General features: G+C 72.8%; 14 protein-coding genes. 3 read left to right on the top strand and 11 right to left on the bottom strand.

Features of this window, described 5'->3' with window-relative positions; genetic code table 11:
- Positions 1–157: 157 nt before the first annotated feature.
- Genes Ari01nite_RS48865 through Ari01nite_RS48845 form a run of 5 tightly spaced genes read right to left on the bottom strand, consistent with a single transcriptional unit; the run spans position 158 to position 4,199 of the window.
- The gene (locus Ari01nite_RS48865) at positions 158–739 is read right to left on the bottom strand and encodes a hypothetical protein (protein WP_203791548.1); all 582 of its coding nucleotides are present in this window, start codon (positions 737–739) and stop codon (positions 158–160) included.
- A complete protein-coding gene (locus Ari01nite_RS48860) occupies positions 736–2,043 on the bottom strand; it encodes a hypothetical protein (protein ID WP_239163696.1) in 1,308 nt (435 codons plus the stop codon). Before Ari01nite_RS48860 ends, Ari01nite_RS48865 begins: the two co-directional genes overlap by 4 nt.
- Entirely contained in the window at positions 2,040–2,840 is an 801-nt protein-coding gene (locus Ari01nite_RS48855; RefSeq protein WP_203791546.1) for an ABC transporter ATP-binding protein, read from the bottom strand. Before Ari01nite_RS48855 ends, Ari01nite_RS48860 begins: the two co-directional genes overlap by 4 nt.
- A 10-nt stretch (positions 2,841–2,850) precedes the next feature.
- A complete protein-coding gene (locus Ari01nite_RS48850; protein WP_203791544.1) occupies positions 2,851–3,651 on the bottom strand; it encodes a zf-HC2 domain-containing protein in 801 nt (266 codons plus the stop codon).
- The gene (locus Ari01nite_RS48845; RefSeq protein ID WP_203791542.1) at positions 3,648–4,199 is read right to left on the bottom strand and encodes an RNA polymerase sigma factor; all 552 of its coding nucleotides are present in this window, start codon (positions 4,197–4,199) and stop codon (positions 3,648–3,650) included. Before Ari01nite_RS48845 ends, Ari01nite_RS48850 begins: the two co-directional genes overlap by 4 nt.
- Positions 4,200–4,299: 100 nt before the next feature.
- On the opposite strand from Ari01nite_RS48845, the gene Ari01nite_RS48840 reads away from it, so the two are divergent.
- Entirely contained in the window at positions 4,300–4,908 is a 609-nt protein-coding gene (locus tag Ari01nite_RS48840; RefSeq protein WP_203791540.1) for a dihydrofolate reductase family protein, read from the top strand.
- 10 nt (positions 4,909–4,918) lie between these two features.
- On the opposite strand, the gene Ari01nite_RS48835 is transcribed toward Ari01nite_RS48840, so the two are convergent.
- Genes Ari01nite_RS48835 through Ari01nite_RS48825 form a run of 3 tightly spaced genes read right to left on the bottom strand, consistent with a single transcriptional unit; the run spans position 4,919 to position 7,372 of the window.
- Complete coding sequence (locus tag Ari01nite_RS48835) at positions 4,919–5,572, bottom strand: GOLPH3/VPS74 family protein (RefSeq protein WP_203791538.1); 654 nt, start codon at positions 5,570–5,572, stop codon at positions 4,919–4,921.
- A 10-nt stretch (positions 5,573–5,582) separates the two neighbouring features.
- Positions 5,583–6,185: a response regulator transcription factor gene (locus Ari01nite_RS48830; RefSeq protein ID WP_203791536.1), complete on the bottom strand. Its 603-nt coding sequence runs from the start codon at positions 6,183–6,185 to the stop codon at positions 5,583–5,585.
- A complete protein-coding gene (locus Ari01nite_RS48825) occupies positions 6,182–7,372 on the bottom strand; it encodes a sensor histidine kinase (protein WP_203791534.1) in 1,191 nt (396 codons plus the stop codon). Before Ari01nite_RS48825 ends, Ari01nite_RS48830 begins: the two co-directional genes overlap by 4 nt.
- A gap of 6 nt (positions 7,373–7,378) precedes the next feature.
- Between Ari01nite_RS48825 and Ari01nite_RS48820 the strand changes: the two genes are divergently transcribed.
- Together Ari01nite_RS48820 and Ari01nite_RS48815 are read left to right on the top strand one after the other, a co-directional pair.
- Positions 7,379–8,263 (top strand): ABC transporter ATP-binding protein, encoded by an 885-nt coding sequence (locus Ari01nite_RS48820; RefSeq protein ID WP_203791532.1) that lies wholly within the window; start codon positions 7,379–7,381, stop codon positions 8,261–8,263.
- 10 nt (positions 8,264–8,273) lie between these two features.
- Positions 8,274–8,993: an ABC transporter permease gene (locus Ari01nite_RS48815; RefSeq protein ID WP_203791530.1), complete on the top strand. Its 720-nt coding sequence runs from the start codon at positions 8,274–8,276 to the stop codon at positions 8,991–8,993.
- Here the strand turns inward: Ari01nite_RS48815 and Ari01nite_RS48810 are convergent.
- From Ari01nite_RS48810 to Ari01nite_RS48800, 3 genes are read right to left on the bottom strand one after another with little or no spacing between them, the layout of a single operon-like run.
- A complete protein-coding gene (locus Ari01nite_RS48810) occupies positions 8,990–9,427 on the bottom strand; it encodes an NUDIX domain-containing protein (protein ID WP_203791528.1) in 438 nt (145 codons plus the stop codon). The genes Ari01nite_RS48815 and Ari01nite_RS48810 overlap by 4 nt on opposite strands.
- A 7-nt stretch (positions 9,428–9,434) precedes the next feature.
- The gene (locus Ari01nite_RS48805) at positions 9,435–10,151 is read right to left on the bottom strand and encodes a peptidylprolyl isomerase (RefSeq protein WP_239163695.1); all 717 of its coding nucleotides are present in this window, start codon (positions 10,149–10,151) and stop codon (positions 9,435–9,437) included.
- Between the two features lie 46 nt (positions 10,152–10,197).
- Positions 10,198–15,183 carry a family 43 glycosylhydrolase gene (locus Ari01nite_RS48800; RefSeq protein ID WP_203791526.1) on the bottom strand — a complete coding sequence of 1,662 codons (4,986 nt, stop codon included), beginning with the start codon at positions 15,181–15,183 and terminating at the stop codon, positions 10,198–10,200.
- Positions 15,184–15,368 lie beyond the last annotated feature (185 nt).

The raw sequence follows: 15,368 nt of genomic DNA, 5'->3' as shown, positions 1-15,368 counted from the left end.
CGGAGCCGGCATCATCGGCCTGGTGGTCACGATCGTGGCGATGCGCTCCCGGGCGTATGCCAACCTGTCCGCCCGCTACGCCGAAACCGCTCCGGCCCCAGAACCGGTGGCCTGAGCGGTCGGCCCAACCCTGCTCGGCGCCCGCGAACCCAGCCGGTCACCTCCGGGCCGGGCCGGTCACCGCGTACACGATCAGCCCACCCACCCCGAGCAGCGCGGCCGTAACCGCGGCGGCCGCACTCTCCGGCGGCTGCATCTGCCAGGTCAGGATGCGGCCGGCGACCGGCCCGGACTGCGGGAACAGCACCGCGGCAACCGTCCAGCCCAGCGGCACGAACCAGGACCGGGCGGTGCCAATCGTCGCGGCGGCCAGCGCGGTCAGCCCCAGCAGACCACCGGCGTCCCGCAGCACCAGCCAGAGCGGGCCGAACCGGGCCCCGGTAGCCCGCGTCAAAGCCAAGATCAACACCATCATGAGGTACGCGACCAGCACGTGACCGGCGCGGCGCGGGAGCCAGCGGAGCGCGGCCGTGGCCTCCAGCTCGTCATCGGGACCGCCGAGCGTCACGGTCAGCGCCGCTACCAGCAGCAGCACGGTCAGCACGACCGTCTGCACGGCGGCGTCGCGGTCGTCCGAGGACACCGACCAGAGCGACCACATCACGGCCGCGCACCCGGCGGTCACCCCCAGCGCCATCGGGGCGCGACGCGAACGCGCGTACAGGCTCAGCCATCTCACCCGGCACTCCGCGGGAACAGGCCGTCGCCCGCCGAGCAGTTCAGCGCGGCCTGCCGCAGCGCCACCACCCGGGACTGCGCCTCGCCGGCCGGCAACTGGCGCAGCCGGTCCCAGACCGCCGCGGCGTCCGCCTCGCGCGGCGGGTCGGTCCCGCCGATCAGCCAATGGGCGGCGGCCGTCAGATCCGCGCTGCCGGCGAAGTCCTCGCATTCGGGCGGGCTCGCGAACGCCCCGGCCACCACCTCGGTCAGCACCTCGGACCGGTCCGCCAGGTGACCGTCCGTCCCGGCGCCGACGTGCAGCAGCACGACGTCGGTCCGCCACGGCGGATAGTCCATCGGCCCGTACGTGGTGGTGTCCTCGTGCACCCGGACCGGCCCGCCCGGCAGCTTCGCCAGGATCGCCAGACCCTCCCGTGCCGGCCCGGCCACCTCGGGCAGCAGTCCCTCGTGCACCCGGCTGACACAGACGACCCCCTCGCACACCAGCTGCCGCGCCACCGGGTCGACCGCGTCGGTGACCACCCGGTTCTGGTGCGGCATCACGGCGATCGCCAGCCCGGCCCCGGCCACCACCGGCAGCAGCGCCGCCAGCCGGATGCGCCAGCCGCCCGATGCGAACAGCAGCACCGCGGTGCCGGCCAGCGCGACCAGCCAGACCGCCTGGGCGGCGCTGACCCGGCCGGGCACGGTGGCGTACGCGTCCGGCATGTTCATCTCGTAGATCGGCGAGAACACCAGCGCCAGCCAGCCGCGCGGCCGGGTCGCGCCGGGGATGCTCAGCAGCAGCCCCAGGCCCGCCACGGCCAGCGCCGGCGCGGTCACCAGCCAGGGCAGCAGGCGGCCGACCGCGAGGCCGAGCCAGACCGCCGCGACCAGCGCCAGGGCGCCGACGGCCGTCACCACCACGACGGTGACCGGCAGATATTCGGCGGTGCCGGCGATCCACAGCCCGCCGGCGATGCCCATGGCCAGGTATCCGCCGACCACCGCGACCGCCATGGCGCCGAGTGTCGGCACCGTCCGGTGCACCCGCGGCCGCGGAGTGCTGGCGAACAGCTCGGTGACCTTCGACCGGCGCTCGCGGCTGCCCTGCCAGGCGCCGGCGGCCAGCGCCAGCGGCCACAGCAGGGCCAGGTAGAGCCGCTGCGTCATGGCCAGCTGCACCCAGCCGGTCGCGAACCCGATGCCCTCCGCGAAGAACAGTGCCAGCACGCCGACCACCAGCAGGATCAGGGCGGTGCCGAACGCCGCCGACCGGCGCAGCTCGAGGCCCAGGATCGTGAGGCCCGGGATGCGGCTCACCGGCCGGCCTCCGCCCGGTGCCGGCGCAGCAGCGCGGAGTAGCCCCGCTCGGCCGGGCTGTCCCCCGGGTCGCCGTCGCCGCCCTGCGCGACCAGGCCGTCCGGCGTGCCCTGATAGACCAGCCGGCCCTCGTTGAGCAGCACCACGTCGGTGCAGGCGGCCACCACGTCCTCGACCAGGTGGGTGGAGACCAGCACGCAGCTGTCGACGCCCAGATCGCGCAGCAGTTCCCGGAAGTCGAGGCGCTGCTCCGGGTCGAGACCCACGGTCGGCTCGTCGAGCAGCAGCACCGCCGGGTCGTTGACGATCGCCTGCGCGATGCCGGCCCGGCGCAGCATGCCGCCGGACAGCGTCCGCATCCGCGCGCCGGCCTTGGCGCCGAGGCCCACCCGCTCGATCGCCCGCTGCACCGCGCCCGGGACCGCCGTCTTCGGCATCTCCTTGAGCCACGCCAGGTACTCGACGAACTCGCGCACCGTGAAGCGCGGATAGAACCCGAACTGCTGCGGCAGATAGCCCAGCCCGCGCCGGACCCGCCGCAGGTCGGCCCGCCCGTCCACCGCCTCGCCCAGCAGAGTGAGCCGGCCGCCGGCCGGTTTCAGCACCGTGGCCAGCGCGCGCATCAGGGTGGTCTTGCCGGCGCCGTTCGGGCCGAGCAGGCCGTGCACGCCGGTGTCCAGGGCCAGGTCCAGCCCGTCGACGGCCAGGTGCCGGCCGGCGCGCACCCGCAGTCCCTCGGCGTGCACCGCCCACGGGTAGGTGGTGGGGGCCGTCTCGGCCGCGCTCACCGTACGCATCTCAGTCTCCTCAATGATGGCTGGTCAGCCGGCGGAAATGGGCAGCCCGGGTGGCCGCGAACGCGGCGAGTGTCACGGCGAGCAGCGCCCAGGCCGGCGAACTGCCCGGTTGCAGCAGCACCGGCGCTTCGGCAGTCAGCACGGCCGGCACCACCACGGCCAGGGTCCAGGCGGTGCCGAGCAGGGCGGCCGCGCGGTGCACCCCGGTGAAGGCGCCCAGCGCCAGGGTGGCGGCGGTGAAGGCCAGGCAGGGCAGCAGGGTCAGCGCCAGCGAGACGCCGGTGGTCGTGCTCGCCACCGCGAGCGCCGGCACCACCACGGCCAGCACCCCGGCGGTACGCCGGAGCAGCATCCCCAGCCCGGTCGACGGCGTCCCGGCGATCAGCTCCCAGGCCGGGTCGTGGCGCCGGCTCCACGCGACCGCCACCCCGGGCAGCGGCGCCACCGGTGCCAGCAGGGCCACCAGCGACGGCAGGCCCGGCTGCAGCGACTGGAGCAGGACCGCGCAGCCGAGCACCGCGACCGTCATGGTGAGCCACGGGATCAGGTGCCAGACCAGCCAACGGCTGCGCGTGACCGACCAGCGCCGGCGCCGGGCGGGTGCCGGGCCACCGGCGAGGCGGTCGTTCAGGCCGGCCGCGACCCGGGCCAGCAGCGCGCGGGCGTCGTCGGTGGTGCCGCCGGCCAGCACGGCCCGGCAGTCGGCGCAGCCCTCCAGGTGTACCTCGACCGCCCAGACCGTGACCTCGTCGAGGTCCGCCTCCCGGTCGGCGTAGCGAGCGATCACCGCGGGACTCGGATGGGTGCTCATGACAGCGCCTCCCGCAGCGCGATCCGGGCCCGCCGGGCCCGCGACTTCACGGTGTTCTCCGGCACGCCCAGCAGCACCGACGTCTCACGCACCGACAACCCGTCGAGGACCATGGCGCGCAGCACCTCGCGGGCCTCCGGCGGCAGTTCGAGCAGCGCCTGCTCCAGCTCGTGACCGACCCAGCCGGCCAGCACCTCGTCCTCGGCCGCGGGCGCGACCGACTCGGCCAGCGGCACGGCCGGCACCTGGTTCTGCCGGGCCCGCCGCCGGAACGCGTCGACGAGCCGGTGCGCCGCGATGGTCCACAGCCAGCCCACCGCGCTGCCGGACGTGGCCGCACCGGCGAAGCTGCCCGCCGCCCGCCAGACGGCCAGGTAGGTCTCCTGCATCACGTCGGCCACCACGTCGTCGTCCGCGCACCGCCGGCGCAGGCGCCCGAGCAGCCACGGCGACGTCCGCCGGTACAACTCGTCGAACGCGCGCCGGTCCCCGGCGGCGGTGCGGCGCACGAGTTCCGCCTCGTCGGCCGCGCTCAGACTTCGTCTCACGATCAGCAAGACGAAAGCGCGCCCGCCCACGGTTCGCCACCCACTGTGATGTGGCCCACAAAGGCGATGAGCCCGGCCGGCCGTCCCGGTCTACCCGGGCATGACACGCATCATCGCCGACCTCACCATCTCCGCCGACGGCTACGCGGCCGGCCACGACCAGACCGAGGAACGCCCGTTCGGCAACGACGGCGGCGACGGCTCGGGCGGCCGGCTGCACGCCTGGATGTTCGACACCCCCGACGAGAACCGGGCGGAGATCGAGCAGTTGGGCGCCGCCACGGCCTTCATCATGGGCCGCAACATGTTCGGCCCGGTGCGCGGCGCCTGGACCCGCCCGTGGAACGGCTGGTGGGGCGACAACCCACCGTTCCACGCCCCGGTGTTCGTGCTCACCCACCACCAGCGCGACCCGCAGCCGATGGACGGCGGCACCACGTTCCACTTCGTCACCGGCGGCATCGAGTCGGCGCTGACCCAGGCCCGAGCGGCCGCCGGCACCGGCGACGTCCTGATACACGGCGGCGCCACCACCATCAACCAGTACCTCGCCGCCGGCCTGATCGACGAGTTGCGGCTGCACGTGGTCCCGTTCACCCTGGGCGCCGGCACGCGCTTGTTCCACGACGTCCCCGCGCTGCAGTTCGACCAGGTGACCGCCCGCGCCGCCACCGGCGTCACGCACCTGACCTACCGAGCCCGCCCCTGAACCGCGGACTCTAGTTCGTCGTCGCAGCGGCCGCGGCCGCTGCGACGACGGCGGTGCTCGCGGCGATTGCCGCCGCCGTGCGGGTCACCGCCTCGCTCACCGCGCCGGCGCCCCAGTTGCCGTTCTCGTACTCCTTGGCCCGGCGGTAGACGTCGCCCGACCAGGCCAGCTGGGGCCGCAGCATGGGCAGGGCGCCGCTCGCCGACAGCAGCGCGATCAGCGCGGCGGTGCGCGGGTCGGCGTCCTCACCGTCGACCAGGGCGGCCCGGATCTGCCGCCGCAGCCCCGCCTCGTGCGCGGCGTCGGCGGCCGGCAGCCGGGTGACCCGGAACAGGCCGAGCACCTTCCGCTGTTCCCGGCGGATCAGGCCGCGTTCCAGGAGGCGCTCGACCAGCGGCTCCCAGAGCCGGGAGCCGATCTCGATGAGCAGGGTCTGCACGCCGCGCTCCTTGCCGGCCACCTTCTCGTACGCCTCCCGCAGCAGCGGGTCGGGCAGCGGCCCGTCGCCGGTCGCCACCACCTTGCGCCCGGCCTCGACCCGGCCGAGCAGGGCCAGTTCGGCGAGCACGGCGCCGCCCAACGCGTAGTACATCGTGCCGGCCTGGGCCGGGGTTCCGGTCTCGTCGTCCATCAGGAGCAGCAGCAGGTCCTCGGCGATCAGCACGGTGGCCTCCTCACAACCAGTCGTGTTCGCGGGCGTAGCGGGCCGCCTCGTGGCGAGTCTGGGTCTGGGTCTTCTGCATGGCGTTGGACAGGTAGTTGCGGACCGTGCCGGGCGCCAGGTGCAATCGGGCGGCGATGTCGGCCACCGAGTAGCCCTCGCCGGTCACCCGCAGCACGTCCAGCTCGCGGTCGGTCAGCGGGCAGTCGTCGATGACGGCCAGCGCGGAGACGTCCGGGTCGATCCACCGGCGGCCCTCGTGCAGCACGGCGATCACTTCGGCGATGTGCGCCGGCTCGGCCGATTTGCTGACAAAACCCTGGACACCCAACCTCAAAGCCTTGCGCAGTACGCCGGGGCGCGCGTGCCGGGTCAGCATGAGGATCACCTGCTCGGGGCGGGTGCGGCGGATCTCGGCCACCGCGCCCAGGCCGTCGGTGCCGGGCATCTCCAGGTCGATGACCAGCACGTCGGGGCGGTGCTCCAGGGTGGCCGCCACCGCCGCGTCGCCGTCCGGTGCCTCGGCCAGCACCGTGATCTCGCCCTCCAACGGGAGCAGCGCGGCCATCGCCTTGCGCAGTAGGGCCTCGTCGTCGGCCAGCACCACGGTTGTCATCGGTTCCCCGTTCCGGGAAAGGCCGCGGCCGTGCGGAACCGGCCGTCGCGCACCTGGACGGTCAGCTCGCCGCCACCGTCGGCCACCCGCTGCCGCAGCGCGGCCAGACCGCGCAGCTCGGGGACGGCGTCGCCGCGTACGCCGTCGTTGTCGATCGCGATGCCGGCCTCGGACAGGGTGATCCGCACCCGGGTGGCCTGCGCGTGGCGCAGGATGTTGGTGGTCGTCTCGCGCAGCACCTGACCGAGCAGCTCACCGGAGCGGGCCACCTCGGCCTCCCGGGTGATGCGCACGTCGATACCGGCCGCTTCGAACAGGTTCTTCGCGTTCTCCAGCTCCGCGGTCAGGTTCAGCCGCCGCTGCGCGTACGCCAATGCCTTGGTCTGGTTGATGGTGTCGCCGACCAGCGCGTGGATCTCCCGCAGCTCCTCCTCGGCCCGGTCCGGATCGGCGCGCACCAGCCGCTGCGCCAGCGCGGTCTTCAGCTTGACCACGTGCAGCGTGTGGCCCTGGATGTCGTGCAGGTCGGAGGCGAACCGGACCCGCTCCCGGGCGACGGCCAGCTCGGCCTCCCGTTCCCGCGCCGCCTCCAGATCCTTGACGTGGTCGTAGAAGCCCTTGTTGGGGAACATCAGCGCGATGGTCACGACGGCCACCCCGACCGGCACGACGACGTAGGACAGCACAATGCCCCGGGCGTCGGCGTCCGAGAGGAGCAGCCTGGTCGCACCCACCACACCGATGAACACCGGCACCGCCACGGCCGCCCGGATCCGGTGGCGCGGCAGCTGCGGTACGACGTGGGCGGCCACCACGGCCAGACCGTACGAGCCGTTCGGGCTGTCGGTCAGCACCACCGCGAGCGGCCACACCGCCGCGGCGACGACCGTGCACGGCAGCGCCACCCGCAGCACCTCGTCGGCCGCCCAGCGCCAGAAAGCCACCGCGGCCGCGAGCACGCCGGTCGACAGGATCAGCACGTCGGTCCAGCCGCGGGCGTCGCGTGCCACCAGCACCGCGCCGACCACCAGGAGCACCGGCAGCAGCGAGGTGCGGTTGAGTCGGCGCAGCCCGGAAGGGATCACACCCGAGTATTGATCGTTTCCGGCGGCGGTGGGCAGTGACACCACGTCACACGTTGCGATGACATCGGCGCACTGCCCGGCGCGGCCCGCGGCCGCTGTCATGGAGGCATGACCACCACACCAGTCATCGACGTCGACCGCCTGAACCTGCGGTACGGCGACTTCCACGCCGTCCGGGACCTGTCCTTCCAGGTGCGGCGCGGGGAGTTGTACGCGCTGCTCGGCACGAACGGCGCCGGCAAGACCTCGACCCTGGAGGTCGTCGAGGGCCACCGCACCGCCACCTCCGGCACGGTGCGGGTGTTCGGGCACCGCCCTCAGGACCGCCGCGCCGTCCGTCCCCGGATGGGCATCATGCTCCAGGAGAGCGGCTTCTCCCCCGACCTCACGGTGCGCGAGTCGGTCGCGCTGATCGGCCGGCTCACCGGGCGCACCGACGATGCCGGCCGGGTGCTCGACGTGGTGGACCTGACCCGCAAGGCCGGCACCAGGGTCGCCCAGCTGTCCGGCGGCGAGAAGCGGCGGCTGGACTTCGCCACCGCGGTGTACGGCAAGCCCGAGCTGATCTTCCTGGACGAACCCACCACCGGGCTCGACATCCCGTCCCGGGACGACCTCTGGCGGTCGGTGGACCGGCTCCGCGAGGACGGCTCCACCATCGTGCTCACCACCCACTATCTGGAGGAGGCCCAGCAGCGGGCGGACCGCATCGGCCTGATGCACCAGGGCCGGTTCCACCGCGAGGGCACCGTCTCCGAGCTGACCCGGACCCTGCCGTCAGTCATCCGGTTCACCCTCCCCGCGCGCGCACCCGGCCTGCCGCTGCCGGCAGCTTTGTCTTCCGGCGGACGCGCCGTCGTGGAGACCTTCGACCTGCAGCAGGACCTGTACGCGCTGCTCGGCTGGGCCCACCAGCACGGTCTGGACCTGCCCGACCTGGAGGCCGGGCCGACCCGCCTCGACGACGTCTTCCGTGCCATCGAGAGCCAGTGAGGGACCGACCATGCTAGCCATCGCCACCAGCGAACTGCTTCAGATCTTCCGGAACCGCCTGGTGCTGGTCACCAGCCTGATCATGCCGGCCGCGGTCAGCGCGTTCTTCATCTACCGGCACGACGCCTTCGCCTCGCTGGCCAGTCTCGGCTACATCGCCTCGGTGGTGACCTTCACGGTCGGCGCGTTCGGTCTCTACACCACCGCGGTCACCACGCTGGCCGCCCGCCGCCAGAACCTCTTCCTCAAGCGGCTGCGGTCGACCGCGGCGAGCGACACCGGCATCATCGCCGGCCTGCTGCTGCCGGTCGTGGTACTCGCCCTGGTGCAGACCGCGGTGATCCTGACCGCGCTCGCCGTGGTCAGCGGCGCGCCCGCCAACGTGCCGCTGCTGGCCGCCGCGGTGCTCGGCACCGTGGCCATGATGATCGGCCTGGCCCTGGCCACCGCCGGGCTGACAACCTCGCCCGAGCACGCGCAGGTGACCACGCTGCCGGTCAGCATCGGCGTCATCGCCATCTCGGGGTGGGTGGGCATCAGCGGCACCGAGGACCTGACCCTGCTGAAGCGCCTGCTGCCCGGCGGCGCGGCCACCGAACTGGCCCTGAACGCCTGGAACGGCGGAGCCTCAGTGGCCGACTCCCTGCTGCTGCTGGCGCCGACGCTGGCCTGGGTGGTGGTCGCGGTGGCGCTGGCGGCCCGATTGTTCCGCTGGGAGCCCCGGCGCTAAGGCAGCTGCCCGTGCTCGGCATAGATCCCGGTCCCGCGAACCTTGGCGTCGATCGCGGCCCGGACCCGGCGTGTCAGCCGGCCCGGCGGGTAGTCGTCCAGCTCGTCATAGGCGACGAACCGGGCCTCGGTCAACTCCCCGTCGGCAAACCGGATCTCGCCGTGACCAGGCCCGGCGTCGAAGACGAAGAGCAGCTTGTCACCCTCCGCGCCCGGCGCCCAGTCGACCACCAGCAGCTCACCGACGTCGACGATCAGGCCGAGCTCCTCCCGAACCTCCCGCGTGCAGGCCGCCCGTGGCGATTCCCCGGGCTCGACGAACCCACCCGGGATGTCCCAGCCGGGCTTGTAGGCGGGTTTCACCAGCAGAACGCGGCCATTGTCGTCAAAGAAGAGGGCACCGGCGGCGACCTGAGGCGTGGCAATCGGCGGCATCCCGGGCTTACCCGCGGGCTTTGCGGATTTCGGTGCGTAGGGCCGGGGCGCCGTCGACCGGGGCCGGGTCGTCGGGGGTGGGCTCGATGCCGCCGGCCGCTACCCGGTCGAGGGTGCGCAGGCCGGTGGGGGTCACGGAGCCGAAGACGGTGTAGTTCGGGCGCAGCGCGGAGTCGGCGTAGACCAGGAAGAACTGGCTGCCGTTGGTGTCCGGGCCGGCGTTGGCCATGGCCAGCACGCCGCGGGCGTAGAGCCGGCGCACGCCGGTGGGGTCGGTCGGCGCGGGCGGCAAGTCGGCCGGCAACTCGTCCCTGTACCGGTAGCCGGGGCCGCCCGAGCCGGTGCCGGACGGATCGCCGCACTGCAGCACGCTCAGCGTCGGGTAGGCGGTGAGCCGGTGGCAGATCGTCCGGTCGTAGAACCGGTGCCGCACCAGGTGCAGGAAGCTCTGCACCGTGCACGGCGCCGCCGCCCGGTCCAGTTCCAGCGGGATCAGCCCGAGGCTGGTCCGCAGCAGCACCCGCGCGACGCCCCGGCTCGGGGTGTGCGCCGGGTCCCGCGGCAACGGCACCGGACGCGCGGCCGGATCGTCCGGCGTCGGCGTGTACTGGCAGGGCCCGGCCGTGGGCTCCGTGGGCGCGGTGGGACCGGCAGCCGACGCCGGCGCAGCGCCGACCCCGAACGCGGCAACCGCAAGGACCATGACGAGTGCCCGGTTCAGCATCCTCTTTGTCTAATCGATGTCCGTTGATGCGGTCAAGCTCCAGCCGTTACCGGATCCGGACCGTGGCGGTACGGACCGTGCTCACGTTGCCGGCCCGGTCCACCGCGCCGTACGTCACCGTGTGTGAGCCCTTGCCGCGCACCTTGACCGGCTGGCGGTAGGTGAGCCACCGGCCGCGGTCCACCCGGTACTGGATGAGCTGGACGCCGGAGACCGCATCCTTCGCGGTCAGCCGCACCGTCGCCGAGCGCACCGCCGCGGTCGCCGTGGGGCGGCCCATGTCCCGCTTGACCGTGAAGACCAGTGCCCAGGACCTGTTGCCCCACACGTCGGTGGCGCGGACCCCCACCTTCGTCACGCCCTCGCGGACCGGGATCGGGCCGGTGTACGTGCGCCAGGCCCCGTTGTCGATGCGGTACTCGCGCAGCGCAACGCCGGCCGGGTCGGCGGCCGTGGCGAGCACCGACACGGGAGTGGTGAACCAGCCGTTGGTGCCGGTGGCCCGGGTGGGGCTGGTGATCGCGCCGACCGTCGGGCCGGTGGTGTCGCGGACCAGCGGCACCGAGATGCGCTGCGCCGCGGACGCGTTGCCGGCGTGGTCGGCGGCCGTGAACTCCACCTGCTGCACGCCGTCGACGGTGAACGGGGCCCGGTAGTCCTGCCAGCCGCCGGTGCCCACCCGGTACGCAATCTTCGCCACGCCGGAGGCGGCGTCCTGCGCGGTCAGCGTCACCGTGGACCGGGTGCCCTTGGTGGTCACCGCGGCGGCGGTCATCGGGGCCTCCACGTCGACCTGGACCCGGACGTCGACCGGCGCGCTGAGGATGCCGTTGGTGCCGCGGGCCCGGTACGAGACCGGGTAACTGCCGGCCGGAAGCGGGACCGGACCGGTGTACGCCACCCAGGCGCCCGGCGTCAGCGCGTACTGCACCTCGCTGTTTCCGGCCCCGCCGGTGAGCGTGAGCGTCGCGCCCGCGCCGAGCCACCCGGAGGCCGGTAGCGTTGCGGTCGGCAGCACCCCGGTGTACGCCAGCGGGTCGATGCTCTCCAGCGTCGGGACGACCGGCCGGATCAGGCCGTCGGCGTCGAAGTAGAGCCGGTCGATCGTGGTCTCCCGGTGCATGCCGTCGCCGCCCGGTATCGCGAAGCGGTGGTAGACGATGTACCACTCGTCGGTGCCCGGCACCTGGATGACCGAACTGTGCCCGGTGCCCAGGATGCCCAGCGACCGGTCCTTGGCCAGGATCACGCCGCGCGAGGTGAAGGGGCCGTACGGCGCGGTCGCGGTGGCGTAGCCGACCCGGTAGTTCTCGCTGCGGGTGTCGTCGATCGAGTAGGTCAGGTAGTAGACGCCGTCCCGCTTGTTCATGAACAGGCCCTCGCGGAAGTCGGCGAGCCCGGTGATGGTGCGCCGCTCGCCCAGCGAGATCATGTCGGCGTTCAGCGGCGCCACGTAGGCGGTGCCGTTGCCCCAGTAGAGGTAGCTCTGCCCGTCGTCGTCGGTGAACACCGCGGGGTCGATCTGCTGGGCGCCGCCGAAGTCGTCGCGGTCGACCAGCGGGGCACCGGAGTCGGTGAACGGCCCGGTCGGCGAGTCCGAGGTCGCCACCCCGATATTCCCGGCCGCGCTGAAGTAGAAGTAGTACTTGCCGTTCGCGTACGCCGCGGACGGCGCCCACGCGTTGGTCTGCGCCCACGAGACGTCGGCCAGGTCCAGGATGATGCCGTGTTTCGTCCAGTTGACCAGGTCGGTGGACGACCACACGGTGAAGGTGGTGCCGCTCCAGCCGTCGAACCCGTCGGTGGTCGCGTAGATGTAGTAGGTGTCGCCGAACCGCACGATGTTGGGGTCGGCGTACAGGCCGGGCAGCACCGGCGAACGCATCACCCGGGTGATCACCGAGTATTCGCGGGTCGCGCCGGACGCGCTGGTGACCGTGATCCGCCGGGCCGCCGACCAGTCGCCGGCCTGCGCACCGGCGACCGTGGAGCCGGCCGCGACCGTGAACGCCGGTGCCAGGTTGCGCACGTCGGTGCCGGCCTTCACCGGGAGCACGATGGTGCCCGCGTCGCCGTCGATCAGCGCCGGCGCCTTGAGGCTGTCCAGGGTCACCGCGGTCACCGCGGTGGCGTTCGCGCCGAGTTGCACCACCTCGGCCGCCGGCAGCGCCCGGTTGTAGAGGCGGAAGTCGCGCATCCGGCCCTTGAAGTACTTGTCGCCGGAGTAGACCGACCGGCCGATGTAGTTGGCCGTGGTGGCGCCGCCGCCGATCGAGCCCGGCGTCAGGGTGGCCGCGGTGTTCACCGCGACCTGCCGGCCGTCCAGGTAGAGCGTGGCCGTGCCGCCGCCGAGGGTGTAGGTGAGGGTCCGCCAGGAGCCGCGGGGCAGGTTGCCGCCGCTGCTCGCGTTCTGCTCGGTCGACCAGTTCCCGGAGGCGATCGCGGCCCGGTAGGCGTCGCCGGTGCTGAAGACGTAGCCGTTGCCGACGCCGGACGCGTTGGTGTTGCCCATGCCCCACAGGAAGTACGGGGTCTGCTGGGCGGGGTCGACCCACACCTCGGCCGAGACGGTCATCGCGGACAGCCCGGCCATCGCGTTGTCCGGCAGCTTCACGTGCCCGTTGGTGCCGCCGAAGGTCAGGCTGCCGTCGGCGAAGCCGGCGTCGCCGACCAACTGGGCGTTGTTGCCGTTGCCGGAGGCGTCCGCGGCGCTGGTGTCCAGCGGGTAGCGGGCGATCAGCCCGTCGGCGCCGGCCGGCAGCGGCTGCGGCGCCGGCGTGCTGGTGGCGTGCAACCGGTCGAGTTCGGCCTGGGTGACCGGCAGCACCGTGCCGTGCCGGGGGCTGGCCGGCAGCGAGTACGAGGCCGGCACCCGCCACTGCGGCTCGATGAGGTCGTCGGTGCCGAGCGGGATGTAGCCGCGGCCGCCGTACTCGTCGACGAACAGGTAGTACTTCGAGCCGGACGTGTCACCGGGGTTGGCCTTGAATACGGTCGGTCCCTCGACCGCCGAGGTGCCCGCGGCCCGGCCGATGCAGGACGCCACGATCTTCCACTTCGGGTTGGCCGGGTCCCAGCCCGGTAGCGAAGCGTCGTCGACCGCCACCAGCGAATCGGCCCGCTCCTGGATGATGTCGCTGCATCCGGTCACGCCACCCTCGTCCTTGGTGAACCGGTGGTAGACGCCGTCCTCGGCGATGACCGTGCTGTCGATCCGGGAAGCGCCGAAGTCCTGCCACACCTTGGCCTCGCTGAACGACACGAAGTCGCGCGTGGTCGCGTACAGCATCTTGTTGTAGGTGCTTCCGGTGTGTCCGGGGTCGTTCGCGGCATAGATCTTGGAGGCCCAATAGACCACGTACGAGCCCAGTTCGGCCGAATAGAACGCCTCGGGTGCCCAGGTGTTGCCGGCCGTCGGCGGCGAGACCTGCACGTGCCGCTGCTGCCCCCAGTTGACCAGGTCGGTGGACTCCCAGACCTCGATGTGCCGGCTGCCCTGGCGCTGCGAGGCGTCCCACGAGGTGCCGCCGCCGATCGACAGGTCGGTGGCGATCAGATAGAACTTGTCGCCCTCCGGCGAGCGGATCAGGAACGGGTCGCGCAGGCCCTTGGTGCCCAGCGTCGACGCCAGCGCCGGGTTGCCGCCGTTGAGTTCCCGCCAGCGCAAGGCGTTGTTGCCCTCGCTGGCCGCGAAGTAGATCTTCTCGCCCGCGATGGTGTTGCCGGTGAAGTAGGCGAAGGCGTATCCCGAGAGCGGTGCGGGCGCCGGCAGCGGCGGCACGGTCGCGGTGAACGCGCGGGTGGTGGAGGCCTCGCCGACCCGGACCGTGGCGGTCAGTTCGACCTTGCGCGCCGCTCCCCCGGCGGCCGGCCGGTGCACCTCACCGGTGTCGGCGATGACGGCGGCGTCCGAGGTGGCCCAGGTGATCCGGCTCTGATAACGGCCGGTCAAAGGCAGGTGCAAATGCCCGCGTACGTCGTTCAGGTTGGTCACCGCGAGTGCCGTCGCCGCATCCGCCGCCTTGGCCTCGTCGGACAGGTCGGCCGGCACGATCACCGCGAACGCCTTGCTGGCCCGGACCTCGCCGCTGCTGATCGTCGCGGTGAGGGTGACCCGGCTGTCGGCGGCCTGTCGGGTCACCACGCCCTGATCGGTGATCACCGCGGGGTCGGACGACGACCAGGTGACCGCGCTGGCGTAGACCGGGCCGAGCGCCGGCAGGGTCAGGTCGCCGGTGACCGCCGAGGTGTCGCCGAGGGTCAGCGCGGCCTCGTCGGCCGCCACCCGGACGCTGTCGCTGATCGCGATCTCGCCGGCCTCACCGGCACTGAGCGCCCGGTCGTAGATCCGGAAGTTGCGCACCTGCCCGCGCAGGTAGGCATCCGCGTTGTAGACCGAGCGGCCCAGGTAGTTCGCCGTGGTGGCGCCGCCGCCGATCCCGCCCGGGGTCAGTGTCACGCCGGTCTGCGTCGCCACCGGCCGGCCGTTCAGGTACTGGGTGGCCACGCCGGAGCCGTCCAGCGTGTAGGCGATGCTCAGCCACGCCCCGCGCGGCAGCGCCGACGTCGACCGCACGGTCTGCTCGGTCGACCAGTTGCCGCTCGCGATCGAGGTCCGGTAGGCGTCGCCGGTCGTGAACAGGTAGCCGTTGCCCACGCCCGCCGCGTCGGTGTTGCCCAACGCCCAGATCATGTACGGGGTGGCCTGCGCCGGGTCGATCTTCACGTCGGCCGAGACGGTGATCTGCCCGAGCCCGGACATGATGCCGGCCGGCAGCCGGACGTGCCCGTTCGTGCCGCCGAGGGTCAGACCGCCCGACGACCAGGTGGCATCGCCCGCCAGCGTGCCGTCGTGACCGTTGCCGGAGGCGTCCGGCACCGCCGTCCCCGACGTCTGGGCCAGGTCGTAGTGCAGCACCAGCCCGTCGTCGACGGCAGCCGACGAGGGCGACGAAGGGGTGACCACCGCGACGGCGGCGAGGGTCAGGGCGGCGGCCATGTGCACGAGCACACGGGGGCGAGCGGAAGCCATGGCCGGGAGTGTTAACGATAACAATTTCGGGTGTCAAGACATTCACATATTTGACGCCGGTCCGTAGCAAACAAAACTTCGCCGGTCAGCGATGAGTTCCGGCGGCGGCGCCGGTCTATCCGGGCATGACTACCTTTCGCCGCCTGGTTGCCAACACCCTGCTCGCCGGCATGACCAACAACCTC

Origin of the sequence: Paractinoplanes rishiriensis, assembly GCF_016862375.1 — a bacterium.
Taxonomy (GTDB): domain Bacteria; phylum Actinomycetota; class Actinomycetes; order Mycobacteriales; family Micromonosporaceae; genus Actinoplanes; species Actinoplanes rishiriensis.
This window is presented reverse-complemented; position numbering and strand designations above follow the sequence as displayed.

Bases quoted from the DNA above. Each gene is read 5' to 3' on its own strand.
- Ari01nite_RS48855 (WP_203791546.1), bottom strand. From the start codon at position 2,840: ATGCGTACGGTGAGCGCGGCCGAGACGGCCCCCACCACCTACCCGTGG.
- Ari01nite_RS48850 (WP_203791544.1), bottom strand. From the start codon at position 3,651: ATGAGCACCCATCCGAGTCCCGCGGTGATCGCTCGCTACGCCGACCGG.
- Ari01nite_RS48840 (WP_203791540.1), top strand. From the start codon at position 4,300: ATGACACGCATCATCGCCGACCTCACCATCTCCGCCGACGGCTACGCG.
- Ari01nite_RS48830 (WP_203791536.1), bottom strand. From the start codon at position 6,185: ATGACAACCGTGGTGCTGGCCGACGACGAGGCCCTACTGCGCAAGGCG.
- Ari01nite_RS48825 (WP_203791534.1), bottom strand. From the start codon at position 7,372: ATGACAGCGGCCGCGGGCCGCGCCGGGCAGTGCGCCGATGTCATCGCA.
- Ari01nite_RS48820 (WP_203791532.1), top strand. From the start codon at position 7,379: ATGACCACCACACCAGTCATCGACGTCGACCGCCTGAACCTGCGGTAC.
- Ari01nite_RS48815 (WP_203791530.1), top strand. From the start codon at position 8,274: ATGCTAGCCATCGCCACCAGCGAACTGCTTCAGATCTTCCGGAACCGC.
- Ari01nite_RS48810 (WP_203791528.1), bottom strand. From the start codon at position 9,427: ATGCCGCCGATTGCCACGCCTCAGGTCGCCGCCGGTGCCCTCTTCTTT.
- Ari01nite_RS48805 (WP_239163695.1), bottom strand. From the start codon at position 10,151: ATGCTGAACCGGGCACTCGTCATGGTCCTTGCGGTTGCCGCGTTCGGG.
- Ari01nite_RS48800 (WP_203791526.1), bottom strand. From the start codon at position 15,183: ATGGCTTCCGCTCGCCCCCGTGTGCTCGTGCACATGGCCGCCGCCCTG.